The 24496-nt window shown below is 64.3% G+C and carries 21 protein-coding genes; 14 read left to right on the top strand and 7 right to left on the bottom strand.

Translation table 11 applies throughout. The annotated features are described in order from the left end of the window. Positions 1-43: 43 nt before the first annotated feature. Positions 44-1414, bottom strand: a complete 1371-nt coding sequence (gene mpl, locus HLG70_RS18985; protein ID WP_171667231.1) for a UDP-N-acetylmuramate:L-alanyl-gamma-D-glutamyl-meso-diaminopimelate ligase — start codon at positions 1412-1414, stop codon at positions 44-46. 97 nt (positions 1415-1511) lie between these two features. Between mpl and HLG70_RS18980 the strand changes: the two genes are divergently transcribed. The 13 genes from HLG70_RS18980 (at position 1512) to HLG70_RS18920 (ending at position 13085) form a co-directional block, all read left to right on the top strand. Next, complete coding sequence (locus HLG70_RS18980) at positions 1512-2045, top strand: TlpA family protein disulfide reductase (protein ID WP_171667232.1); 534 nt, start codon at positions 1512-1514, stop codon at positions 2043-2045. A gap of 89 nt (positions 2046-2134) precedes the next feature. Beyond that, positions 2135-2569 carry a type II 3-dehydroquinate dehydratase gene (gene aroQ, locus HLG70_RS18975; RefSeq protein WP_171667233.1) on the top strand — a complete coding sequence of 145 codons (435 nt, stop codon included), beginning with the start codon at positions 2135-2137 and terminating at the stop codon, positions 2567-2569. 87 nt (positions 2570-2656) lie between these two features. After that, complete coding sequence (accB, locus tag HLG70_RS18970) at positions 2657-3112, top strand: acetyl-CoA carboxylase biotin carboxyl carrier protein (RefSeq protein ID WP_171667234.1); 456 nt, start codon at positions 2657-2659, stop codon at positions 3110-3112. Positions 3113-3121: 9 nt separating this feature from the next. Next, positions 3122-4468 (top strand): acetyl-CoA carboxylase biotin carboxylase subunit, encoded by a 1347-nt coding sequence (gene accC / locus HLG70_RS18965; protein ID WP_171667235.1) that lies wholly within the window; start codon positions 3122-3124, stop codon positions 4466-4468. Positions 4469-4574: 106 nt separating this feature from the next. Further along, entirely contained in the window at positions 4575-5507 is a 933-nt protein-coding gene (gene prmA, locus HLG70_RS18960) for a 50S ribosomal protein L11 methyltransferase (RefSeq protein ID WP_171667236.1), read from the top strand. A gap of 26 nt (positions 5508-5533) precedes the next feature. Continuing rightward, complete coding sequence (locus HLG70_RS18955) at positions 5534-6820, top strand: DUF3426 domain-containing protein (RefSeq protein ID WP_171667237.1); 1287 nt, start codon at positions 5534-5536, stop codon at positions 6818-6820. 12 nt (positions 6821-6832) lie between these two features. Further along, positions 6833-7774, top strand: coding sequence for a carbohydrate kinase family protein (locus tag HLG70_RS18950; protein WP_171667238.1), 942 nt, complete (start codon positions 6833-6835; stop codon positions 7772-7774). A gap of 206 nt (positions 7775-7980) precedes the next feature. Continuing rightward, complete coding sequence (locus HLG70_RS18945) at positions 7981-8484, top strand: glycine zipper 2TM domain-containing protein (protein WP_171667239.1); 504 nt, start codon at positions 7981-7983, stop codon at positions 8482-8484. A 396-nt stretch (positions 8485-8880) separates the two neighbouring features. Beyond that, positions 8881-9120 carry an acyl carrier protein gene (locus HLG70_RS18940; protein WP_171667240.1) on the top strand — a complete coding sequence of 80 codons (240 nt, stop codon included), beginning with the start codon at positions 8881-8883 and terminating at the stop codon, positions 9118-9120. Further along, the gene (locus HLG70_RS18935) at positions 9098-10282 is read left to right on the top strand and encodes a D-alanyl-lipoteichoic acid biosynthesis protein DltD (RefSeq protein WP_171667241.1); all 1185 of its coding nucleotides are present in this window, start codon (positions 9098-9100) and stop codon (positions 10280-10282) included. Before HLG70_RS18940 ends, HLG70_RS18935 begins: the two co-directional genes overlap by 23 nt. Beyond that, entirely contained in the window at positions 10279-10485 is a 207-nt protein-coding gene (locus HLG70_RS18930) for a hypothetical protein (RefSeq protein ID WP_171667227.1), read from the top strand. The genes HLG70_RS18935 and HLG70_RS18930 overlap by 4 nt, the downstream gene beginning before the upstream one ends. A gap of 7 nt (positions 10486-10492) precedes the next feature. Then, positions 10493-11620: an MBOAT family O-acyltransferase gene (locus HLG70_RS18925; RefSeq protein ID WP_171667242.1), complete on the top strand. Its 1128-nt coding sequence runs from the start codon at positions 10493-10495 to the stop codon at positions 11618-11620. A gap of 16 nt (positions 11621-11636) precedes the next feature. Continuing rightward, on the top strand, positions 11637-13085 hold the full coding sequence (locus tag HLG70_RS18920) for a D-alanine--poly(phosphoribitol) ligase (RefSeq protein WP_171667243.1): 1449 nt from the start codon (positions 11637-11639) through the stop codon (positions 13083-13085). A gap of 28 nt (positions 13086-13113) precedes the next feature. Here the strand turns inward: HLG70_RS18920 and HLG70_RS18915 are convergent, their stop codons facing one another. From HLG70_RS18915 to HLG70_RS18895, 5 genes are all read right to left on the bottom strand, one after another. Continuing rightward, the gene (locus HLG70_RS18915; RefSeq protein ID WP_171667244.1) at positions 13114-13674 is read right to left on the bottom strand and encodes a YggT family protein; all 561 of its coding nucleotides are present in this window, start codon (positions 13672-13674) and stop codon (positions 13114-13116) included. A gap of 176 nt (positions 13675-13850) precedes the next feature. Then, on the bottom strand, positions 13851-14561 hold the full coding sequence (locus HLG70_RS18910) for a histone H1-like DNA-binding protein (protein WP_171667245.1): 711 nt from the start codon (positions 14559-14561) through the stop codon (positions 13851-13853). A 352-nt stretch (positions 14562-14913) separates the two neighbouring features. Further along, positions 14914-16113 (bottom strand): ribonucleotide-diphosphate reductase subunit beta, encoded by a 1200-nt coding sequence (locus tag HLG70_RS18905; RefSeq protein ID WP_171667246.1) that lies wholly within the window; start codon positions 16111-16113, stop codon positions 14914-14916. Between the two features lie 20 nt (positions 16114-16133). Then, positions 16134-19064 carry a ribonucleoside-diphosphate reductase subunit alpha gene (locus HLG70_RS18900; RefSeq protein ID WP_171667247.1) on the bottom strand — a complete coding sequence of 977 codons (2931 nt, stop codon included), beginning with the start codon at positions 19062-19064 and terminating at the stop codon, positions 16134-16136. A 305-nt stretch (positions 19065-19369) separates the two neighbouring features. Further along, the gene (locus HLG70_RS18895; RefSeq protein WP_171667248.1) at positions 19370-22876 is read right to left on the bottom strand and encodes an indolepyruvate ferredoxin oxidoreductase family protein; all 3507 of its coding nucleotides are present in this window, start codon (positions 22874-22876) and stop codon (positions 19370-19372) included. Between the two features lie 130 nt (positions 22877-23006). Between HLG70_RS18895 and HLG70_RS18890 the strand changes: the two genes are divergently transcribed. Continuing rightward, the gene (locus HLG70_RS18890; RefSeq protein ID WP_008159001.1) at positions 23007-23456 is read left to right on the top strand and encodes an Lrp/AsnC family transcriptional regulator; all 450 of its coding nucleotides are present in this window, start codon (positions 23007-23009) and stop codon (positions 23454-23456) included. A 69-nt stretch (positions 23457-23525) separates the two neighbouring features. On the opposite strand, the gene HLG70_RS18885 is transcribed toward HLG70_RS18890, so the two are convergent. Further along, positions 23526-24491, bottom strand: coding sequence for a Bug family tripartite tricarboxylate transporter substrate binding protein (locus HLG70_RS18885; RefSeq protein WP_171667249.1), 966 nt, complete (start codon positions 24489-24491; stop codon positions 23526-23528). Positions 24492-24496 lie beyond the last annotated feature (5 nt).

The following is a 24496-nucleotide window of genomic DNA, read 5'->3' as shown; positions in this document are numbered from 1 at the left end:
TGCTTGCCGTTCCCGTCTTGCGTTGCCAGAATCAGTCGAAAAATCAGACGCGCGCCTGCAGGGCATCCAGCAGCTTGCCGTGTATGCCGCCAAAGCCGCCGTTGCTCATGACCAGCACCTGGTCGCCCGGTCGGGCGGCGCTGGCGACGGCGTCCACCAGCGCTCCGATGTCATCGTAACTGGAAGCTCGGTCTCCCAGGGGGGCCAGCACCTCGGCCGGATTCCAGCCCAGGGCGTGCTTGCCGGTGTGGGCGCCGAAGCAGAACACCAGGTCGGCATCGGCCAGCGCTTGCGGCAGACGGGCGGCCATGGTGCCCAGCTTCATCGTATTGGAGCGCGGCTCAAGGACCGCCAGGATACGAGCAGGGCCGACCTGGCGGCGCAGGCCTTCCACGGTGGTGGCGATCGCGGTGGGATGGTGGGCGAAATCGTCGTAGACCTTGACGCCGTTGACCGTGCCGCGCAGTTCCATGCGGCGCTTGACGCCGGCAAAGCGGGTCAGCGCCGCTATGCCGGCTTCAACCGGGACGCCCACGTGTTCGGCGGCGGCCAATGCCGCCAGCGCGTTCATGCGGTTGTGTTCGCCCGTGAGGTTCCAGCGCACCGTGCCGACGTCCGCGCCGCCGCGCAGCACGCCAAATGCGCCATCGGCATCGGGCGCGGTAGCCTGCCAGGCGCCATCGGGGCCGAATGTGACGGTATCCGACCAGCAACCGCGCGCAATCACCCGGTCCAGCGCATCGGAGTGCGCCGGGCGCACGATGCGGCCCGAGCCGGGGATGGTGCGCACCAGATGATGGAATTGGGTTTCGATCGCGGCCAGATCAGGAAAGATGTCGGCGTGATCGTACTCAAGGTTGTTCAGGATGGCGGTGCGGGGGCGGTAGTGGACGAATTTGGACCGCTTGTCGAAGAACGCCGTGTCGTATTCGTCCGCTTCGATCACGAAGGGGCGGCGCGCCGGATCGTAGCGGGCCGACACGTGCAGGTCCTGCGCCACGCCGCCGATCAGGAAGTTGGGCGCCATGCCCGCGGCTTCCAGCACCCAGGCCAGCATCGAACTGGTGGTGGTCTTGCCGTGGGTGCCGGCCACCGCCAGCACATGCGCGCCGGGCAGGATGTTGTCGCCCAGCCATTGGGGGCCAGACACATAGCGTGCGCCGGATTCGAGTATGGCTTCCATCAGCGGGTTGCCGCGGCTGACCACGTTGCCGATGACGTACAGGTCCGGCTTGAGTGCCAGCTGTTCGGCGCCGAAGCCTTCGATCAGCTCGATTCCCTGTTCGGACAGTTGCGTGCTCATCGGCGGGTACACGCCCGCATCGCAACCGGTGACCTTGTGGCCGGCGGCCCGCGCAATCAGCGCCAAACCGCCCATGAACGTACCGCAGATGCCAAGAATATGCAGGTGCATTGAAAACTCTCCTGTCCTGCATTGTATATATAGAGGGCTGGCGGGGAGGCCGCGGGCCGGTGCGGCGAAAAACGCTCGCAGCGGTTATGATCGCGCCATGAATCGACGCCTACTTCTCTCCGCCGCCGTGGCGGTGGCCGCCACGGTTGCGGGCGGCTATACCTTGCTGGGCCGCAAAACCCAGGCTCCCGCGGCTCCGGCCGACGCCGGCGATCCCGTCGCCGCGTTGATGCAGATGCAGCTCCCGGACCTGAACGGCGCGTCGCATTCGCTGGCCGGCTGGAAAGGCCAGCCCATGGTGGTGAATTTCTGGGCAACCTGGTGCGCGCCCTGCGTCAAGGAAATGCCCGAACTCGACGCTTTGCAGAAAAAATACCCGAACGTCCGATTTGTCGGCATCGGGGTTGATTCTGCGGCGAATATGCAAAAATTTGTCGAGAAAGTACAGGTTTCCTACCCCTTGTGGGTCATCGGCGCGGGGGCTATAGATACCCTGCGTAAACTTGGAAATCCTAGCGGCGGGCTGCCTTTTACTATTGTTTTCAATGCAGATGGCGGAATTAACCGGAAGATAGTGGGTGAAATACAGCCCGATGATCTGGATCGGACATTATCTGGTTTGAAGGCGTAAGTCTGTTGGACAAATAGTAGGAATTGGCGTAAAAAGCTGGTTTATCGGCTGTTTTGCCAACAATTGGCAATCCACTCACTGGCAAGCGCATGGCGCAAAACATACTGGTATTGCATGGCCCGAATCTGAACCTGCTCGGCACCCGAGAACCTCACATCTACGGCAGTCTTACGCTGCCCCAGATCAACGAGCGTCTTGAGTTGCTCGCGGGCGAATTGGGCGCCACGCTGACCGCGTGGCAGAGCAACCACGAAGGTGCGCTGGTTGACCGCATTCAGGCGGCCCGGCAAGACGGCACAGACTTCATCATCATCAACGCAGCGGCATATACGCACACCAGCGTCGCAATTCGCGATGCGCTGGCTGGGGTCGCGATCCCATTTATTGAAGTACATTTGTCCAATCTGTATAAGCGAGAGCCCTTCAGGCATCACTCTTATCTGTCCGACTTGGCACAAGGCCTGATTTGCGGCCTTGGCGCGGACGGCTACGAGGCGGCTCTGCGTTACGCAGTGCGGCATTGATCTCGCACTAACTCACCGCTTTTACATCTTATACGGCGCGCGCCCGACGCTGGGACGCCGCCGACACTATCTCGGGAAGCAGCTTCTATGGATCTTCGAAAACTCAAAACCCTGATCGACCTGGTGGCTGAATCGGGCATCGCCGAGCTGGAAATCACCGAAGGCGAAGGCAAGGTAAGGATCGTCAAGTTCTCGCAGACTTTGCAGCCCGTGGCCTACCACCAGCCTGAAGCCGGCGTCGCCGCGGCGCCCGTGGCCCAGGCCGCGGCACCTGCCGCTCCGGCCGCGCCCGCCGCGCCGGTCATTCAAGGCCATGTCGTGAAGGCCCCCATGGTCGGTACCTTCTATCGCTCGCCGAACCCGGGCGCCGCGCCGTTCATCGACGTGGGCGCAACCGTCAAGGAAGGCGACCCGCTGTGCATCATTGAAGCCATGAAGCTGCTCAATGAAATCGAAGCCGACAAGTCCGGCGTCATCAAAGAAATCCTGGTCGAAAACGGTGAGCCCGTCGAGTACGGTCAACCCCTGTTCGTCATTGGCTGATAGCTGAAAATGTTCGAAAAAATCCTGATCGCCAATCGGGGCGAAATCGCCCTGCGCATTCAGCGTGCCTGCCGCGAGCTGGGCATCAAAACCGTGGTCGTTCACTCCGAGGCCGACCGCGAAGCCAAGTACGTGCGCCTGGCCGATGAATCCGTGTGCATCGGGCCTGCGCCGTCGCGTGAAAGCTACCTGAACATGCCTGCCATCATTTCGGCGGCCGAAGTCACGGATTCCGAGGCAATCCACCCGGGTTACGGGTTCTTGTCCGAAAATGCCGACTTCGCCGATCGCGTCGAAAAAAGTGGCTTTGTGTTCATCGGTCCGCGCCCCGACACCATTCGCCTGATGGGCGACAAGGTCAGCGCCAAGCGCGCCATGATCGAGGCCGGCGTGCCGGTGGTGCCTGGTTCTGAAGGCGCGTTGCCCGACGATCCGCAGGAAATCGTTCGCATTGCGCGCGAAGTCGGCTACCCGGTCATCATCAAGGCGGCTGGCGGCGGCGGTGGCCGCGGCATGCGCGTGGTGTACACCGAGGCTGCGCTCCTGAACGCCGTCACCATGACGCGTTCCGAGGCTGGCGCCGCGTTCAACAACCCGGAAGTCTATATGGAGAAGTTCCTCGAGAACCCGCGCCATATTGAAATCCAGGTGCTGGCCGATGGCGGCCGCAACGCCGTCTGGCTGGGCGAACGCGACTGCTCCATGCAGCGCCGCCACCAGAAGGTCATCGAAGAAGCGCCGGCTCCCGGTGTCGCTCGCCGCCTGATCGAGCGCATTGGCGACCGTTGCGCCGACGCCTGCCGCAAGATGGGCTATCGCGGTGCGGGCACGTTCGAGTTCCTGTATGAAAACGGCGAGTTCTATTTCATTGAAATGAACACCCGCATCCAGGTCGAGCATCCGGTCACCGAACTGATCACCGGCATCGACCTGGTGCAGCAGCAGATCCTGATTGCCGCTGGCGAAAAGTTCACCTTGCGCCAGCGCGACATCACGTTCAAGGGCCATGCGATCGAGTGCCGCATCAACGCCGAAGATCCGTTCCGCTTCGTGCCCAGCCCCGGCCGCATCACCAACTGGCACACGCCGGGCGGTCCTGGCGTGCGCATCGACTCGCACGCGTTCAACGGCTATTTCGTGCCGCCGAACTATGATTCGATGATTGCCAAGGTCATTACCTACGGCGATACGCGCGACCAGGCGCTGGCCCGCATGCGCACCGCGTTGTCGGAAATGGTGGTGGAAGGCATTTCCACCAACATTCCGCTGCATCGCGAAATGCTGCAGGATGCCCGCTTCATCGAAGGCGGCACCAGCATCCACTATCTGGAAAACAAGTTGGCGCAGCGCCCCTGACCGACGACTCGGGGCCTCGCGGCCCCTTTTAGTTTTATCTCTACGTTTTACGGTCAATCGGGCCGCGGCATATGCCGCGGCCCGTTGGCCAGATGGAAGAAAAATCATGCGTGAACTCGTGCTCCACTGCCTAGAGGCGCAGGCCGAAGCCCTGTCGGATGCCTTGCTTGAGGCGGGCGTGCTGTCGGTGTCCGTCGAAGACGCCGACCTGGGCACCGATATCGAGCGCCCCTTGTTCGGCGAACCGGGCACCGAGCCCGACGTCCAGGCCTGGGACCGCAACCTTGTCGTCGCCTTGCTGCCCGATGGAGCCGATCCCACGCAGATCATGGAAGAAGCCGCCGCGGCGGGCGAACTGGATCCGGCCGTGTTCGCCGGCTGGAGCCTGCGCGATGTGCCCGACGCCGACTGGGTGCGGCTGACGCAGTCGCAGTTTGGGCCCATCCATATCGCCGAACGGCTCTGGATCGTGCCGAGCTGGCATCGCGACAACCCCGAAGTCCCCGGCCTCGACCCGGCTGCCATTCCCACGCAGGACGGCGCCATCCATATCGAACTTGATCCCGGCCTGGCCTTCGGCACGGGCAGCCACCCCACGACGCATTTGTGCCTGGCGTGGCTGGAAGCGGAATTGCCCGCCGGCGCCACGCTGCTGGACTATGGCTGCGGTTCCGGCATCCTGGCCATCGCCGCGCGCAAGTTGGGCGCGGGACCGACCCAGGCGGTCGATATCGACGCCCAGGCGGTACAAAGTACGGTCTTCAACGCCGAGGTCAACCGCGTCGAGCTGCAAGCCATGCTGCCCGATGCATTGGCGGACGGCACATTCGAAGTGGTCGTCGCCAATATCCTGTCCAATCCGCTGAAGGTGCTTGCGCCCATGCTGGCCGGCCGCGTCGCCGCGGGCGGCCACCTGGTGCTGTCCGGCGTGCTGGAACGCCAGGCCCAGGAAGTGGCCGCCGCCTACGCGCCCTGGATCGCCATGTCGGTCTGGCGCGCGCGCGACGGCTGGGTGTGCCTGCACGGCCAGAAAGCCTGAACGTCGCGGCCGCTGGATCTCGCATCATGGCTCTGACTACCCGTTGCCCGCATTGCGGCACCTCGTTCAAGGTGGTGCCTGACCAGCTTCGGGTCCGCAACGGCCTGGTGCGTTGCGGCGCCTGCTCGACGGTGTTCGACGGCCGCGCCTGCCTGCTCCCCGAGCCCGGCGCGCCCGTCGCGCCGGCGGCGCCGGCCAGCGCGCCATTGCCGGCCGCGGCGGCGGCCATTGCCGCGCCCGTGCTGGCCGCGCCTGCAAGGCCAGCGCCAGCCTCCCCAGCGCCAGTTCCGCCGCCTGCTCCTCCGCGTCCCGCCCCGGTTTCGCCGCCTGCGGCATGGCCGCCGGCCGAGCCGCGCATGATCGCACCGTGGGAGGACGAACCGGTCGCGCCGCCGGCCGCGGCCATTCCGCCGGCCGTGCTGCGCGGCCGCGATGACATCCGCCGGCTCGCCGAACCGGATGCGGAACTTCCCGAAGATGATGGCGAGTACGCCGACGATGGCGACGACGGGGGCCAGGCCTACCGCCGCGAAGCCGCGCCGCGCCGGGAGCCGCCCACTACGCAGCCGCCCGCGTATCGCGGTGAGCCCATGGTCGCCAGCCGGGCAAGCGAGCCCGTCGTCAATTGGGACGCCGGCCGCCAGCGCGACGATGTGCGCGATGCGGAGCGCGACGACGAATACGAAGGCGAAGACGAACTCGACGTCGATGGCGTCCGCGAGCCGGTGCTGGGCGAGGCCCGCACACGCTATTCCAGCGCCACGGACGTCGGCCGCGCGCCGCCTGAATTCCTGGACCAGGACCGGCTGGAGCGTCGCGGCCTCTGGCGCAGGCTGTGGGGTTACGCCTGCCTGATCGGTCTGATCGCCTTCGGCCTGCAGTTGCTGTACGCGTATCGCACCGATATCGCCAACTCCGTGCCCGCCTTGCGGCCGGTTCTGGAGACCGCTTGCAAGCCGCTGGGATGCACGGTGGGGTACGCCCGGCGCCTGGACCGCATCGCCATTTCCTCGTCGTCCCTGCAGCCGCCGACGGGCGCCGCCGCCATCGACGACGGCCGCAGCAGGCTGGTGCTGAACCTGATGCTGCGCAATAACTACGACAAGCCCCAGCATTGGCCGGCGCTGGTGCTGGACCTGACCGATCTGTCGGACACAGTGGTCGTGCGCAAGGTGCTGATGCCCGAAAACTACCTGACTCCCGAACAGCTGAGCGGCCCGTTCGGCCCGGCCGGCCGGCTGAATATCTCAGTGCCCATTGAAGTGACTGGCGTTCAGGTCAATGGCTACCAACTCGACAAGTTTTTCCCGTAAAGGATGACAAGCATGGCAACTCCCGTTCTGGTTTGTGGCTCGATGGCGTTTGACACCATCGCGGTGTTCGAAGGGCGCTTCAAAGAGCATATTCTTGCTGATCGCATCCAATCCCTGAGCGTGTCGTTCCTGGTGCCCAGCATGCGCAAGGAATACGGCGGCTGCTCGGGCAACATTGCCTACAACATGAATCTGCTGGGCGGCAAGCCCGTGCCGGTCGCGACCGTGGGCGAAGACGCCGGCGAATACATGGAGCGCCTGTCCGCCCTGGGCATCGATGTCAGCCGCGTCAAGGTCATTCCCGATACCTTCACGGCGCAGTGCTTCATCACCACCGACCTGGACGACAACCAGATCACGGCCTTCCACCCGGGCGCCATGTCGTTCGCGGCCGACAATGACCTGAGCGACGCCGACGCGGCCTGGGCCATCGTTGCGCCGGACGCCAAGGAAGGCATGTTCGCCCACGCGGAGCGCCTGCATAAGCGCGGCATTCCCTTCATCTTCGATCTGGGCCAGGCCATGCCGCTGTTTGACGGCGCCGACCTCGAACGCATGCTCAAGATGGCGCAGGCGTTGACCGTCAACGACTACGAAGCCGGCGTGGTCGAGCAGCGCACGGGCCGCAGCGTGGCCGACATCGCGAGCACCCTGCAAGCCGTGGTGGTGACGCGCGGCGCCGAAGGCGCAACCCTGCTCACCGGCGGCAAGAGCATCCAGATCGAACCGGTGCGCGCCGCCCAGGTGGTGGACCCGACCGGTTGCGGCGATGCGCAGCGCGGCGGCCTGCTCTATGGCCTGACCAGCGGCTGGAGCTGGGAAGACAGCTGCCGTCTGGGCAACGTCATGGGCGCGATCAAGATCGCATCGCGCGGCCCGCAGAATCACGCGCCGTCGCGTGCCGAGATCGATGCCGTGCTGCATGCCTCCTATGGCATTCATCTGCCTGTCTGAGAGACGGCATCCATTTGGGAACTGAGGCGAGCCGGATCGGTCGAACCAGCGTGAGATCTTCAAGAAGCAACGGCCTGTAGGCCGTTGTTTCGCGCGGTGTTTGCAGGTTCTGGCGGTGCGTTTCAGTGTGTTGCTGGCGTGCCTGCCGGGGTATTCCCGCAGAGTATGATCAACAACCGTCGGAAGTGCCCGATCGAGGAGTCCAAATGAATCAATTAAAGTCTTTTTCCCTGGTGACGCCGCGCACTGGCCGCTGGTTGGCCATTGCGGCCGTTGTTACGTCGATGGCCGTCCTGGGGGGCTGCGCCAACCACAGCGCGTCTAGCGGTGTGTACAGTTTTGACCAGGCGCAGCGCGAGCAGATCGTTCGCACGGGCACGGTCACGGGCGTGCGCCCGATCGTCATCCAGACCGACAAGTCCAGCGGCGTCGGCATGGTGGCCGGCGGCGCACTGGGCGGCGTGGCGGGCAACGCAATCGGGGGCGGCACGGGCCGTACGATCGCCACCGTCGGCGGCGTCATCCTGGGTGCCTTGGCCGGCAATGCGGTGGAAAACCAGACCGGCAGGAATTCCGGCCTTGAAATCACGGTGCGCCTCGATAACGGCGAAACCCGCGTCATTGCCCAGGAAGCGGATGTGCCCGTCAGCGTGGGCCAGCGCGTCCAGGTAATCAGCGGCGCAGGCCCCACGCGGGTCACGCCGATGTAAAAAAAGCCCGCGCAAGCGGGCTTTTTTTTGGCTTGCGGGCGCCATCCTTCCTTCCGTCCGCCTCTCCCGATAACGGGGCCAAAGACGGCGGCGCTTGCGCATACGTAAGAATCTGTCGCTCCGCTGCAACGCAGCACCCGGGATTTACCCGCAAGCGTTACGTTTCCCAGCGTTTTCTCGCTATTTCCTCCATAAGTTTCGTGGCGGTCCGCTTGCCAAAGTGCAATGATTGCGACGACGCCAGACTCCGGATTTAATGTAACCGAGTGCATCTTGCGGTCGCTTTGGATGGCTGGGATTTTCAGTTGGATTTCAGCTTTTTTCTGTATCCTCGTCGTCCTGAATCCCGGGGCGGGGGATGTTTTGCCGACAAGGCAACGTTACGCTGCACTATCTATGCATACCGAGCAAGAACTCCACACCAAGATCGGCGAGATCGTCGAGTCGATCGTCATGAAGAAAGTCACCCCCGACACGCAACTGATTGCCTCCGGCCTGGTCGATTCGCTCGCCGCCGTGGACATCACGCTGGCGGTCGAAGCCGAGTACGGCTGCAGCATTCCGGCTCCCGAAATTGCTGAGCACCTCCAGTCGGTCCGCGTGCTTGCCGGCTATGTCGCTGCCCATACTTCGTAATACCCGCTTGTTGTCTCACGTCGCGGCAGCCGCGACGGCGGTGGCCTTGGCGGTGGGCACGTATTGCGGAGCGGATGACCTGCTGAGCCGCGTCGTGAACCCCATGTCGACCGCGTCGGCCGTTGCGGCCAAGGGCAACTACCTGCCCAATCTTGGGCCGGACTGGGGCACCCAGCACGTCAACCTGGATCGGCTGGGCAATGCCCTGAGCGACGGGACGCTGGTCGTGCTCGGTTCGTCGGAACTGTCCAGCCATGACCTGCGCTTCGTTCCTTACCGCTTCTTCCCGGACGAGCTGAAGGTGCCGACGCTGGCCTACGGCCACGCGATGTTCCAGTCCTACGGGATAGTCAGCGTGTTGGAGTCGGTGGCGGATTCGCTCACGCCCAACACGCGGCTGGTGATCATGGTTTCGCCCGCCTGGTTTGCCTCCGGCGGACAGTTGCCGCGCAGCGCATTTGCGGAGCATGTGACGGGCCCGGTCTGGGACCGCCTGTGGGACCAGCCCAGCACGCGCGAGCAGATGCAGACCTGGATCACCGACAACGCCAACTGGGGCCTGCTATGGCTCATCGCCAATGGCCAGGTCGCCGAACTGAAGGACAAGCTGGCGCTTTGGTGGAACGCGCGCAAGGAACCCGCGCCCGACCGCCCGCGCAGCAAGCTGTCCGTGCCCGCGCACCGTTTCGTGTCGTGGCCCTTGTCCGCCCGCCTGAATTCGGGGCAGTGGGGACGGTTGACCCATGAGGCGCGCGAGGTCGAGCGCAGCCTGGGAGGCAACAACCCCTATGACGTGCGCGACGACTACTACAAGCAGTACCTGGCGCCGCTGTACTCGCCAGCCCGCAACGAATTCGCCGACGTCGACCCGATCACCCGCACCGAGCTGGGCGATCTCTCCCGCGTGATGGCCCTGCTGCAGAAGCGCAAGGTCAAGGCTTACTTCGTCATCCAGCCGTTCAACCCCAAGCTCATCCTGGACGTCGAGCGTTTCGATCCAGTGGTGGCTGCCATCACCGGCATGTGCGCGCGTTACCAGATGGGCTGCCTGGACCTCTACGGCATCCCTTTTGAGCCGGGCATGGTCCGCGACGACATGCACCTGGCCGAACTCGGCTGGGCCATGGCCGACCAAGGCATTGCGGAGTACTTTTCCCGATGAGATTTTTTCGTAGCGCAGCCTCGCAAGAGAATGGCCCCCTCGAGGGGGAGGAAGCCGGCAAGGCGGGCACGCCGTGGGGGCGCCGGTTTTTTTGGCATTTGTGCCTGTACATCGGGGTGATCCTGGTGTTTGTGCTGCAGGCGCAGCCCACGACGGGCAGCGGCGGACCTATCAAGGTCGAATTCCAGTACCAACAGTTCTGAGCGCAGCATGGAATTGTTCGCAAGCTTGAGCTTTTTCGGCGGCGCCCTGTGCGGCGGCCTGGGCCTGTTGGCATACCGTTCCTTCGGCATGCCGCTGCATATCGGTTATCGGCACATCATCGGCGTGATCTGCCTGGGCGTCTGGATGGCGGTTTTCTGGGCGCGCCCCTATCAGCCGATCGCGCTGCTGGCCATTTCGGGCAGCGCACTGTGGGCAATGCGCCGCAACTACATCCCCACCTGGCTGGCCGTGATCATCACGATGGCGCCGCTCCTGCTGGTGAAGACGGGCGTGTCCCATCTGGGCGCCATGCTGGGCCTGTCGTTCGCGACCTTCCGCGCCATCGACGTGCTGCTGTTCGCGCCACGCAACGAACGCGTGTCGCCGCTGGACTACTTCATCTACCTGTTTTTCCCGCTGACGCTGCTGGCCGGCCCGATGTACCGCTGGCGCGCGTTCCAGGCGGACCTGAAGCGGGGCTATGAAGGCGTCAACCTGAATACCTGGCTGACCGGCCTGGAACTCATCATGCTGGGCGTGATCCAGAAGTTCGGCCTGGCCGAGCTGATCTGGCGCTATGGCCTGGCGACGCTGGACGCGCACGACTATTCGTTCACGGGCGTGGCGCTGAACGCCTCGCTCTACAGCGCCTATCTGTTCTTCGACTTCGCCGGCTATTCCACGATGGCGATAGGCATCGGCATGCTGTTCGGTTTCACCCTGCCGATCAACTTCCGCAATCCCCTGGCCACGCTGAATCCGCAGGACTTCTGGCGCCGTTGGCACATCAGCCTGTCGGAATGGCTGCGCGACGTGGTGTTCATGCCCATCTACAAGGCATTGAGCAAGACCAAGTTCTTCGGGCGCCACCGCATGGCTGCGCAGAACATCGGCATCTTCGCGACCTTGCTGGCCATGGGCGTCTGGAACGGCCTGTCGCTGCACTATATCGTCAGCGGCCTGATGTTCGGCATGTACTCGGTGGGCCACAACCTGCTGATCAATGCCGCGCGGACCCGGCCGGCCCTGCAGGCGGCCCTGGCCAAGCCCGTCATGCGCTTTCTCGGGCGCGTGTTCACCTTGATTCTGGCTGCGCTGGCGCTTTACGTGTTCAGCGGCCGCAGCCCCATCTGACGCCGGGAGTTTCGGCATGCGTTTCGACCTGAAGTCCTTCCAGTTCGTGGATTCCGAGCTCGCTCCCGACGCGCTCGCCATCGCCGCCGCCGACCGCACGCTGAGCTGGGCGCAATTGCGCGCCGAAGCCGGCGCCTGGGCGGACGAGGCGCGCAAGCATGGCGTCGCGCCGGATGTGCCCGTGGCCATCTATGGCCACAAGGAAGCCTCTTTCTTCGTGGCCATGGTCGGCGCCTTGCTGATCGGCGCGCCGTTCGTGCCGGTGGACACCATTTATCCCCCCGAGCGTCTGCGCCGCATCGTCGAGATCGTCCGCGCGGCCGCCGTCTATGACGCCGCCGCGGGCAGCTTCACGCCGGGCGAAGGCGCCACGCTGGTCGAGCGCGGCCTGGCTTACGTCATGTTCACCTCCGGCAGCACCGGCGATCCGAAGGGCGTGCAGATCGGTCGCGAGAGCGTCGGCCTGCTGGGAGACTGGATGCTGGGCAGCTTCGGACTGGGCGAGGCGCCCGTGTTCATGAACCAGGCGCCGTTCAGCTTCGACTTGTCCATGTACGAGGTGTTCGCCACGCTGGCGTCTGGCGGCAGCTGCGTGCTCAACGCGCGCGAGCAGATCGCGACGGCGGGCACCTGGATGCCCCGGCTGGCCGAGCATGGCGTCACGGTGTGGGTCTCTACGCCGTCGTTCGCGCACCAGCAACTGGCCAATCGCGACTTTTCGCCCGCCACGCTGCCGACGCTGGGCACCTTCCTTTTCTGTGGCGAGCCCCTGCCCGCGGCACTGGCCAAGAAGCTGCGCCAGCGCTTCCCCGACGCGGTCATCCTGAATACCTACGGCCCGACCGAGGCCACCGTGGCCACCACCTGGATCGAGGTCACCGACGCCGTGCTGGCGGCGCATGATCCGCTGCCCGTGGGGCACGCCAAGCCGGACAGTGTGCTGCTGGTGGATGAGGGCGAAATCTGTATCGTGGGCGACCACGTCATGCGCGGCTATCTGAACCGCGCGGACCTGAACGAGGCCAAGCTCTACACCTATGCCGACGGACGCCGCGCATTCCGCACGGGCGATCTGGGGCAAATGGAGGAGGGCGGCCTGCTGTTCTGCCGTGGCCGGATGGATGACCAGATCAAGCTGAACGGCTACCGCATCGAGCTCGCCGAGATCGACGAGGCCTTGCATAGCCTGCCGGGAGTGGAAGGCAGCGCCTGCGCGGTGCTGCGCCGGCCCGATGGCACGGCGGTGCGCTTGATCGGCTTCGTGGCAGGCCTTGGCGCGGCGGGCCAGGAGGCCGCCTTGCTGGCGCCGGATGCACTGGCGGGGTGGAAAGAGCGGCTGGCCCAACGCCTGCCGCCCTACATGGTGCCGTCCGAACTGGTCGCCTGCCCGGCGCTGCCCATGTCGAACAATCACAAGATCGATCGCAAGAAGCTGATCGATATCTATACCGCGATTCCGGTATAAGGCGGGGCATCGCGCCCCGCCCGGCGCCTTACACGCCCATCATGCCGTAGCTCAGGCGGGCCAGGACCATCAGGAGAACCTGGGCCACGATCAGCAGCACCAGCGGCGAGAAGTCGATCGTCGTGCGCGGAAGGATGCGGCGGATGGGGTCGAGCATCGGCGCGGTCAGCGATTGCAGCAGCGGCATCATGGGCGCCATGGGGTTGACCCAGGACAGCACCGCCTGGATCAGCGTCAGCCACACCACCAGGTTCAGCGCCCATTTGGCGGTCATGATCAGTGCCGATCCCATTGCGGCGGGCAGGAGCGCGGCCGGAATCAGCGCGCCGATCGCCACCAGCCAGACCAGCACCAGATAGATCAGGGCGGCCAGCCATGCGGCGACCAGGCTGGTCCAATCGATCTTGTTGCCTGCGGGAATGATCTTGCGCAGCGGCATCACCAGCCAATTGGTGGCTTGATAGATCGCGCGCGCCAGCGGGTTGAAGGGGTGCAGCCGTATCGCGTGCATCCAGGCGCGGGCAATCAGCGCCGCGCCGAACAGCGTGAACACGATTTCGAGAAGGAAGCGGAAGATTTCACCGAGCATGGACGCGATCACCCCAAAAAAGAGGAGTCAATTGTCGCACGCTCAAGGGGAAAAATAGCTTCGCGTGCTTGCTGCCGCACGAGTATTGCTCAGCCATTTGGATGGCCCGGCAACGAAAAAGCCGCCCGGCCAAGGCCAGGCGGCTCTAGTGAAGCTAGCGCTTCGAACCGTCCTGATTAAGGACGGCCACCCGTCGGGAAGGGCCACGACGCAGCGGGGTTCAGCGCGGTCTTCGCGCCCGGAGCAGCTGCCGTGGTCGGCGGCGTTGCGGGCTTCTTCGGAGCGGCTTTCTTCGCAGCAGGCTTCTTTGCAGCAGCAGGCTTCTTGGCGGCAGCGGCCGGCTTGGCAGCAGCAGCCGGCTTGGCGGCGGGAGCCTTCTTGGCAGCCGGAGCCTTCTTGGCTACAGCTTTCTTGGCAACCGCTTTCTTGGCGGCAGGCGCCTTCTTGGCAACGGCCTTCTTGGCGGCCGGAGCCTTCTTGGCAACCGCCTTCTTGGCGACGGCCTTCTTGGCTACCGCTTTCTTGGCAACGGCCTTCTTGGCAACGGCCTTCTTGGCAACCGCCTTCTTGGCGACGACCTTCTTGGCTACTGCCTTCTTGGCGACAGCCTTCTTGGCAACCGCCTTCTTGGCGACGACCTTCTTGGCTACTGCCTTCTTGGCGACGGCCTTCTTGGCTACCGCTTTCTTGGCGACGACCTTCTTGGCTGCCGGCTTCTTGGCGGCAACCTTCTTCACTGCCGGCTTCTTGGCGGCGGCGACTTTCTTGACTGCTACCTTCTTGACGGCAGCTTTCTTGGCCGGTGCGGCCTTCTTCGCTACTGCCTTCTTGGCGGCGGCGGGCTTCTTCACCGCTGCTTTCTTTACGGCTTTCTTGGCTGTTGCCATGGTCATGCTCCTTAGGTTCAGGGGTCCCAGAACTTAAACCCGTGCCCCGACTCGCCAACAAGGCGAACCGTGCCCGGGCTATTCATCGGCGCATGCCGCTGTTCTGTGCGAGCAACAGCTACTACGGTTTGCGCTAATGAATTCGGCACAGCCATTTGATATGGCCCCCGCTCCTTTGGCGCGAGCCATTTCAAATGGCGCCGGTAGGCAGTCTGATCACAGACCGCCGACCGCTTGTTCTACGTGTTCGAAAACACCCTGACCGGGGAGACCGCCATCAAGCCTGTCGCGAACGCAACGCCCAATTCATAAGAAGAGAGCGTGCCCGCGCCGGGCTCGATGACGAACTGCGTTACTCCCAGCTCAGCGTGCCACCGGTTTGGTATTCGATCACGCGAGTTTCAAAAAAGTTGCGTTCCTTTTTAAGGTCGATCATTTCCGCCATCCACGGGAAGGGATTCTCTTCCTGCGGGTACAGAGGTTCGATACCGATTTGCTGGCAACGACGGTTGGCGATGAAGCGCAGGTAGGATTTGAACATAGGTGCGTTCAAGCCCAACACGCCGCGCGGCATCGTGTCTTCGGCGTAAGCGTATTCGAGTTCGACCGCTTTGCGGAAGAGTTCTCGAATTTCTTCGCGAAATTCCGGCGTCCACAGATGCGGATTTTCCAGTTTGACGGTGTTGATCAGATCGATGCCGAAGTTGCAGTGCATGGATTCATCGCGAAGGATGTACATGTACTGTTCGGCGGCGCCGGTCATCTTGTTCTGGCGACCAAGCGCCAGGATCTGCGTGAAGCCAACGTAGAAGAACAGGCCTTCCATGAGGCATGCGAAGACGATCAGGGACTTCAGCAGCGTCTGGTCGGCTTCGGGCGTGCCCGTCTTGAAGTTGGGGTCCGCGATCGCGTCGATGAACGGGATCAGGAACTCGTCCTTGGCGCGGATGGACGGAACTTCGTTGTAAGCGTTGAAGATCTCCGCTTCGTCCAGGTCCAGGCTTTCGACGATGTATTGATAGGCGTGCGTGTGGATGGCTTCTTCGAATGCCTGGCGCAGCAGGAACTGGCGGCATTCAGGCGCCGTGATGTGGCGGTAGGTGCCCAGCACGATGTTGTTCGCGGCCAGCGAGTCGGCCGTGACGAAGAAACCCAGGTTGCGCTTGACGATGCGGCGTTCGTCCTCGGTGAGCCCGTTCGGGTTCTTCCAGAGGGCGATGTCGCGCGACATGTTGATTTCTTGCGGCATCCAGTGGTTGGCGCAAGTCGCCAGGTACTTTTCCCAAGCCCACTTGTACTTGAAGGGCACAAGCTGGTTGACGTCCGTCTGGCCGTTGATGATGCGCTTGTCGGCAACCTTGACGCGCTGCGAGGTTGCCGAGCCGCTGGCGGCCAGGCCTGCCGCGTGTTCAGGCGCGGCGGGCGTGGGCATGGCGGTGTCGCCGAATACACCCGTCGCCGCCCGGACTTCGGGCGCAGCCTGCCCACCCGCCGCGGGTGCGGGGGATTGTGCAGGTTGCGTTGCGATGGTGTCGTCTTCCCAATTAATCATGATTCATTCTCCGGAGGCGGTTATTGGCAGGCTTCGCACTCTTCGAAGCCGGCGTCGCCCGGCCGCATGGTGCAAACCGCTCCGAGAACTTCGGGTTCCGGCAAAACAGGTGCTGCGGCCACGGCCGAAGCCGTGGATTGGCCACTGGAGTTGACGGCGTTCAATTCGCCGCCGCGTCCCGTGGACTTCTCGGCGCTGGTGGCGCCCAGGGTACGCAGGTAGTAGGTGGTCTTCAGACCACGGGTCCATGCCAGCTTGTAGGTGTCATCCAGCTTCTTGCCCGATGCGCCGGCCATGTAGATGTTCAGCGACTGAGCCTGATCGATCCACTTCTGACGGCGCGACGCGCATTCAACCAGCCAGCTCGGTTCGACTTCGAACGCGGTGGCGTAGAGTTCGCGGAGTTCGGAAGGTACGCGATCGATGCGGGACAGACTGCCGTCGAAGTACTTGAGGTCGGCAACCATGACTTCGTCCCAGAGACCGAGTTTCTTCAGGTCACGCACGAGGTAATCGTTAACGACCGTGAACTCGCCGGAGAGATTCGATTTGACGTACAAGTTCTGGAAAGTAGGTTCGATGCACGCAGATACGCCAATGATATTGGAAATAGTTGCGGTTGGGGCGATTGCGATGCAATTGGAGTTGCGCATGCCGTGTTGTTTGATGCGCGCGCGCAACGTATCCCAATCGAGCGTGCTCGATTCATCGACGTCGACATGACCACCGCGTTCATCACGCAGCATCTTCAACGTGTCTTGCGGCAGGATGCCGCGCGACCACAGCGAGCCTTCATACGATTGATAGCGGCCACGTTCTTCGGCGAGCAGGCTCGAAGCGGAGTAGGCGTGATAGCACACGGCTTCCATCGAGCGATCGGCGAATTCGACAGCGGCTTGCGATGCGTACGGCACGCGCATCATCTGCAGGCAATCCTGGAAGCCCATGATGCCCATGCCCACCGGACGATGGCGCGCGTTGGAATTGCGGGCCTTCTCGACGGCGTAGTAGTTGATGTCGATCACGTTGTCGAGCATGCGCATGGCGATGCTCACCGTGCGCTTGATCTTGTCGTGGTCGAGTTCGAAACCGCCGCCGGCAGCCGGCTTCATGTGCGCGACCAGGTTCACCGAACCCAGGTTGCACACCGCGATTTCGGATTCGTTCGTGTTCAGCGTGATCTCGGTGCACAGGTTCGAGCTGTGCACGACGCCCACGTGCTGCTGCGGCGAACGGATGTTGCAAGGATCCTTGAACGTGATCCACGGGTGGCCGGTTTCGAACAGCATCGACAGCATCTTGCGCCACAGCGTCAGCGCCGGCATCTTCTTGAAGAGCTTGAGCTCGCCGCTGGCGACGCGGGCTTCGTAGCCCACATAGGCTTCTTCGAAGGCGCGGCCGTACTTGTCGTGCAGGTCGGGGCAGTCGGACGGCGAGAACAGCGTCCATTCACCGCCTTCCATGACGCGCTTCATGAACAGGTCGGGAATCCAGTTCGCCGTGTTCATGTCGTGCGTGCGGCGGCGCTCGTCGCCGGTGTTCTTGCGCAGTTCCAGGAATTCTTCGATGTCCAGGTGCCACGATTCCAGGTACGTGCAGACCGCACCCTTGCGCTTGCCACCCTGGTTCACCGCCACGGCGGTGTCGTTGACGACCTTCAGGAACGGAACGACGCCCTGGCTTTCGCCGTTGGTGCCCTTGATGTGGCTGCGCAGCGCGCGTACCGGGGTCCAGTCGTTGCCCAGGCCGCCGGCGTACTTGGCCAGCAGCGCGTTTTCCTTGATGGCGTCGTAGATGCCTTCCAGATCGTCGGAGACGGTGGTGAGGTAGCACGACGACAGTTGCGAGTGCAGCGTGCCCGAGTTGAACAGCGTGGGCGTCGAGCTCATGAAGTCGAACGAGGACAGGATCTCGTAGAACTCGATGGCGCGCGTTTCGCGGTCGGTCTCGCGCAGCGCCAGGCCCATGGCCACGCGCATGAAGAACACCTGCGGCAGTTCGATGCGGGTGCCGCGGATGTGCAGGAAGTAGCGGTCGTACAGGGTCTGCAGGCCGAGGTAGCCGAATTGCAGGTCGCGCTTGGCGTTCAGCGCGTGGCCCAGCCTGGTCAGGTCATAGTTGGCCAGTTCGGGCGACAGCAGGCCGCCTTCGATGCCGCGGGCGATGAAGGTGGGGAAGTATTCGGCGTAGCGTGCGCCCATGCCGTCTTGCGAGACTTCTTCGCCCAGCACTTCCTTGCGGATCGTGTGCAGCAGCAGACGCGCGGTGACCTGGCTGTAGGCCGGGTCTTTTTCCACCAGCGCGCGCGCGGACAGGATGGCGGACTTGAACACTTCGTCGACGGGGATGCCGTCGTACAGGTTCTTGACCGTTTCCTTCAGGATGGCTTCGGCGTCGATGAATTCAGACAGGCCTTCACCGGCGGCTTCGATCGTGGCGCGCAATTCGGCCAGGTCCAGCGGACGGCGCACGCCGGCGTCGGTCACGTTCAGCACGTGTTCCTGCGGGGCGGCGGCGGACTTTTGCTGGCCTTCGGCTGCCGCGGCGGCGGCGCGTTCCTGCGTGCGCTTTTCGCGATACAGCACGTAGGCGCGGGCAACGTCATGCTCGCCCGAGCGCATCAGCGCCAGTTCGACCTGGTCCTGGATATCTTCAATATGGAAGGTGCCGCCATTGGGGCGGTTGCGAACCAGGGCGCTGACGGCCTGGCCGGTCAGCGTTTCGACCAGTTCGCGGACGCGCGCGGACGCGGCGCCCTGTCCACCGTTGACGGCCAGGAAGGCCTTGGTCATGGCGATGGCGATCTTGCTGGGTTCGAACCCGACCACCGAGCCATTGCGGCGGATGATGTTGTAGCTGGCCCATTGCCCGCCATTGGCGTCGGCAGGGGAATCGGTTTGCGAGGGCGGCACGGCCGAAGGCCGGGTCACAGAGGCGATCGTAGTCTGCATGGAAGCTCCTGTGCGAAAAAGCGCGTAGATAGCGACATGACGACGTCATGTCAGGTACGAAATTGGATCTTTTAAGGGGGGTCGCAACGCTCGGACGGGCTAGTCCGAAAGGCGTGGCCGACGGGAATCAGCTCTTAGGCGACCACAACATATAGTGTAGCACCCCTCGTTGGACACTAATTCTAGTGATCGAGGTTAACAGGGACAAGAAGAAGATAAGACGAATCCCACAAAAGATTGTTACCAAATGCACTAGGCGCGCCCAGCAAGGCGCGCCCAGGACAGTGACCACTCAGAGCGAATGTTTATGCGGTTTTCCGCAGGGGCATGTCGCGCGGGGCAGGCGCCGTATAGCTTTGCATCAATCGGCCCAATTCCGTCCGGTACTTCTCGACGTTTGCGGCCTTCACGTGGCCAAAGCCGCGTATGGTCTCTGCCAGGGCGGCGATTGTAGCCGCTTGCGCGAGCTTGTCCTGGGTCAGCCCGGCGAGCAGATGGTCTATGGTTTGACGATACTCCTGGACCAGCGACCGTTCCATCTTGCGTTCGGCGGTGTGGCCGAAGGGATCGAACCAGGTGCCGCGCAGGCCCTTGAGGCGGGTCAGCACTTTCAGGGCGGTCATGGTGCGCGGGCCCAGCGTCATCTTGCGGGGCACGCCGGTGCGCGGGTCCTTGCGGGCGAAGACCGGCGGAGCCATGTGGAAGCGCAGGCTGTAGTCACCTTCGAACTGGCCCTTCAACTGCGCCTGGAACGATTCGCCGGTATAGAGCCGGGCCACCTCGTACTCGTCCTTGTAGGCCATGAGCTTGAACAGGCTGCGCGCCACCGCCATCGCCAGCCGCGGCGTCTTGGCGTCGGGCGCCAGTTCGCGTTCACGGGCCGCGACGGCCTCGACCACGTCCTGATACTTCCGGGCGTAGGCCGCGTCCTGGTAGGCGGTCAGGTCCTCGATCCGGCGCGCGACGGCGCGGGCGAATGTCTCGGGCACGTGCAGCTGCACGACCTGGGCGCGCGGGCGCAGCGCGCTTTCCAGCGCATCGGGCCGGTGCGCCGCCAGCCGGCCGCTGTCGAACGCGGCGCGATTGGCCGCCACCGCCACGCCATTGAGTTCGATGGCGCGGTTGATGGCGGCTTGCGACAGCGGCACGCCGCCGCGTTGCCATGCATAGCCCAGCATGAACATATTGGACAGGATGCTGTCGCCGAACAGCGCCAGGGCGGCTTCATGCGCGTCGATGGCGGCGGTGTGCGATTCTCCCGCCGCATGGCGGATCTTGGCCAGCAGCGCTTCGGGGCGCATGGCGGCGTCGGGGTTGCGCGTGAATTCCGAGACGGGCGCCACGTAGGTGTTGACCGTGACTTGCGTGTGGCCACGGCGCAGGGCGCCCAGCGAGTCCGGCGCCACGGCGGCCACCGGGTCGCACAGGATGGCTGCGTCGGCCTGCTGCCAGTCCAGGCGCACGGGGCCGGCGGCGGCGCCCGCGGGCGCCAGCCGGATGTGGCTGACGACGGTGCCGCCCTTTTGCGCCAGGCCGGTCAGGTCCAGCACCGCGGCCGACAGTCCCTCGAGGTGCGCGGCCATCGACACGATGGCGCCGATGGTGATGACGCCGGTGCCGCCCATGCCGGCGACCAGCAGGCGGTAAGGATGATCCAGGGCGGGCAGGGCAGGTTGCGGCAGTTCACCGATCAGGTGCTGCAGGCGTTCCTGGTCGGTCTTGGGCGCCGCGCTTTTCCTGGGCTTGCCGCCCATGACGGACACGAAGCTGGGGCAGAACCCTTCCGCGCAGGAATAGTCCTTGTTGCAGCTGGACTGATCGATCGCGCGCTTGCGGCCATAAGGCGTTTCCAGCGGCACGACCGAGAGGCAGTTGGACTGCACGCCGCAATCCCCGCAACCTTCGCAGACCGCGCTGTTGATCAGCATGCGGCGTGCCGGGTCCGGAAACTGGTTCTTCTTCCTGCGGCGGCGTTTCTCGGCCGCGCAGGTCTGATCATGGATCAGCACCGTCACGCCGGGGATCTCGCGCAGCTCACGCTGCAGCGCGTCCAGGTCGCGGCGGTGATGCACCTTGATGTTCGGGCCCAGGTCCACGCCCTGGTATTTTTCCGGCTCGTCGCTGGTGACGACGATGCGCGCCACGTTCTCGCCGCGCAGCTGCTGGCAGATCTGCGGCACCGAGATCGGGCCGTCCACGGGCTGCCCGCCCGTCATCGCGACCGCGTCGTTGAAGAGGATCTTGTAGGTGATGTTGGCGCCCGCGGCGACCGCCTGGCGTATGGCCAGGTAGCCGGAGTGGTAGTAGGTGCCTTCCCCCATGTTCTGGAAGATGTGCGGCATGCTGGTGTAGCGGGACAGGCCGATCCAGTCGACGCCTTCGCCGCCCATCTGCGTCAGGCCGCCGGTGTCGCGGTCCATCCAGGCGGCCATGTAGTGGCAGCCCACGCCGGACAGCGCCTGGCTGCCCTCGGGCACTTTGGTCGACGTGCTGTGCGGACAGCCCGAACAGAAATAGGGCCGGCGGCGCATGCCGTCGGCGTCATTGGACAGCGGAGCCTGGCATTCGAACGCCGACAGGTCGCGGCCCGGTGGCAGTCCGGCAGCGCGGGACAGCCAGCCGGCCAGCGGCTGAGCCAGCAGCGAGGGGCGCAGCTGCCCGGCCGACGGCACCATCGGTTCGCCGTCGAAACCCTTCTTGCCGGTGACCGACGGGCGGTCCGGCATGTTGAACAGCAGGTCCTTGATCTGGCTTTCGACGACCGCGCCTTTTTCCTCGATCACCAGGATGTGCGACAGGCCGCGCGCGAATTCCAGCAGGCGGCCGGTATCCATCGGCCAGGTCAGGCCGGGCTTGTAGATCCGCACGGGCGCGTTGGCCGTGACGGTGTCCACGCCCAGGCGCGACAGCGCTTCCATGGTGTCCAGGTGCGCCTTGCCCACCGTGACGATGCCTACGGTGGCCTTGGGCGCCGGACAGGTCAGTTTGTCGATGCTGTGGCGGCGCGCAAATGCCGCGACCGCCTTCATGCGCAGGTTCATGCGCGCCTCGACGGCCAGCGACAGGAAATCGCGCGCCGAATACTCCAGCGACTCGGGAGGCATGTCCGGGTCCGCCGGCATGTCATAGGACTGGATGGCGGCGGGCGTGAACGAGTGTCCGCTTTCGATGGTCTCGGATACCGCCTTGAAGGCGACCCAGGTGCCCGAATAGCGCGACAGGGCCCAGCCCCACAGCGCGAAGGTCTCGTATTCATCGATCGACGTGGGATGCACGATGGGCATCTGCCAGCCGATCAGCGACGCTTCGCTGGCGTGCGGAATCGACGACGAGACCGCCGTGTGATCGTCGCCCACCACCACCAGCACGCCGCCATTGCGCGACGCGCCCGCGGCGTTGCCGTGATGCAGCGCGTCGCCGGCACGGTCCACGCCGGGGCCTTTGCCGTACCACATGGCAAACACGCCATCGACGTTGCGGTCGGCGCGCACGCCGGCCTGCTGGGTACCCATGACGGCGGTGGCCGCCATGTCTTCATTGATGCCGGGCAGGAAGCTGATCTGGTTGGCGTCCAGCGCCTTTTGCGCTTTCCACATGGCCATGTCCACGCCGCCCAGCGGCGAGCCGCGATACCCCGACACGAAGCCGGCGGTGTTCAGGCCGCGTTCGCGGTCGACCCGGCGCTGGGTCAGCATGATGCGCACCAGCGCCTGCGTGCCTGTCATGAAGATGCGGCCCGACTCCCGCGTGAGGTTGTCGGCGAGCTGGTACTCAAGGTCCAGCTGGGGGTCGGCGGCGGGGGTACCGTCCATATCGAATGCTCCTGGTATTTCGCACCATGATAGGTTCGCGAGCCATCAGGTTTATTGCGTTTTTGGATCGTGCTATCCCTATAATTCGCAATGAACATTTCGTGTTCGACAAAAACCAGGAGACAAAGAGATGGACAAGACCGATATCGGCATCCTCAAGGCCTTGCAGGAGGACGGCCGGGCCTCGGCGCAGCAGCTGTCCGAGAAGGTGGGCCTGTCGGCCGCGCCGGTGTGGCGGCGCGTGAAAGCGATGGAAGCCAGCGGGGTGATCCAGGGCTACAGCGCGCAGGTGGACCGCAGCAAGGTCGGGCTGGGCTGCATGTTCGCGCAGATCAGCCTGGAGCGGCACTCCGCCAACACGGTCGAAAACTTCGAGCGTTCGGTGCGCGATGCGCCCGAGATCCTGGAGTGCTATGCGGTCACCGGGGATTCGGACTTCCTGCTGAAGATCCTGGTCGAAAGCCCCGAAGCCTATGACCGCTTCCTGCACCGGTTCCTGTTCAACATGCCAGGAATCCGCCAGACGCGCACCATCGTGGCGCTGCGCGAGATCAAGCACGAGCAGCGCCTGCCGCTGTAGGACAGCCCGCGCGCGCTATATATATAGCGCGCGCGGCGCATCGAGAGGGACGGATGGCCGCCGGGCGGCTTATTGGGGCTGGATTCCGGAGATCCGGATCCACTCCTTCCAGCGCGCGGTGTCTTCCTTCACGAAGGCGTCAAAGCGCGCCACGTCCATCGATTCCGGGGTCAGGCCCAGGGCACGCAGCTTGCCCGCCGTGGCCTCGTCCTTTACCGCCGCCTGCATGTAGGCGTTCATCTTGGCCACGATCTCCGGGGGCGTGCGGGCGGGAGCCGACAGGCCGAGCCAGCCCGCCACGACGAAATCAGGGTAGTACGTGGCCATGGTCGGCACGCTGGGCCAGGCCTCATGCGGCCGGGCGCCGGTCACGGCGATGGGGATGAGGCCCTTGCCGTCGATCTGGCCCATCGCGGTCAGGTAGTCGACAAACGCGAAACCGATCTGCTTGCCGCGCAGGTCGGTAATGATCTGCGTGATGTTCTTGTAGGCCGCGCCGGTGATGTTGATGCCCGCGCGCTGCTTGAAGAGTTCGGACGGCACCTGCGAGGACGAGCTGTAGTAGCCGAAGAAGACGTCGCCGGGATGCTTCTTGGCGTACGCCACCAGATCGGGCACGGTGCGGTACGGGCTGTCCGGCGATACGACGCCTACCGTGCCGAATGTGCCCAGCATGCCGACCTGCTGGAAGTCCTTTTGCGCATCGTAGGGCAGGTTCTTGTACAGGTACTGGTTGGCGGAATGGGTGGAGTTCGTGGACAGCAGGAAGGTGTAGCCGTCCGCCGCCGCGTTCTTGCTCGCATTGGTGCCGACAATGCCGCCGGCGCCGGGGCGGTCTTCGACGATCACGGTCTGCCCGGTTTTTTCGCCCAGGTACTGGGCAAAGGTTCTGGCGGTCAGGTCGGCCGCGCCGCCGGGCGCGGACGGCACGATGATCGTCACGGGCTTTTCGGGCCAGCCGGCGGCGTGCGACACGGCGGCAAGCAGCAGGCTGGCGCCGGCAAGCGCCGGGCGAAGCAGGTGGGGAATGGGCATGTCTG

The organism is Achromobacter deleyi (assembly GCF_013116765.2).
GTDB lineage: Bacteria > Pseudomonadota > Gammaproteobacteria > Burkholderiales > Burkholderiaceae_B > Achromobacter > Achromobacter deleyi_A.
Note: the sequence above shows the minus strand (reverse complement) of the source record. Positions and strands in the feature narration are given on the sequence as shown.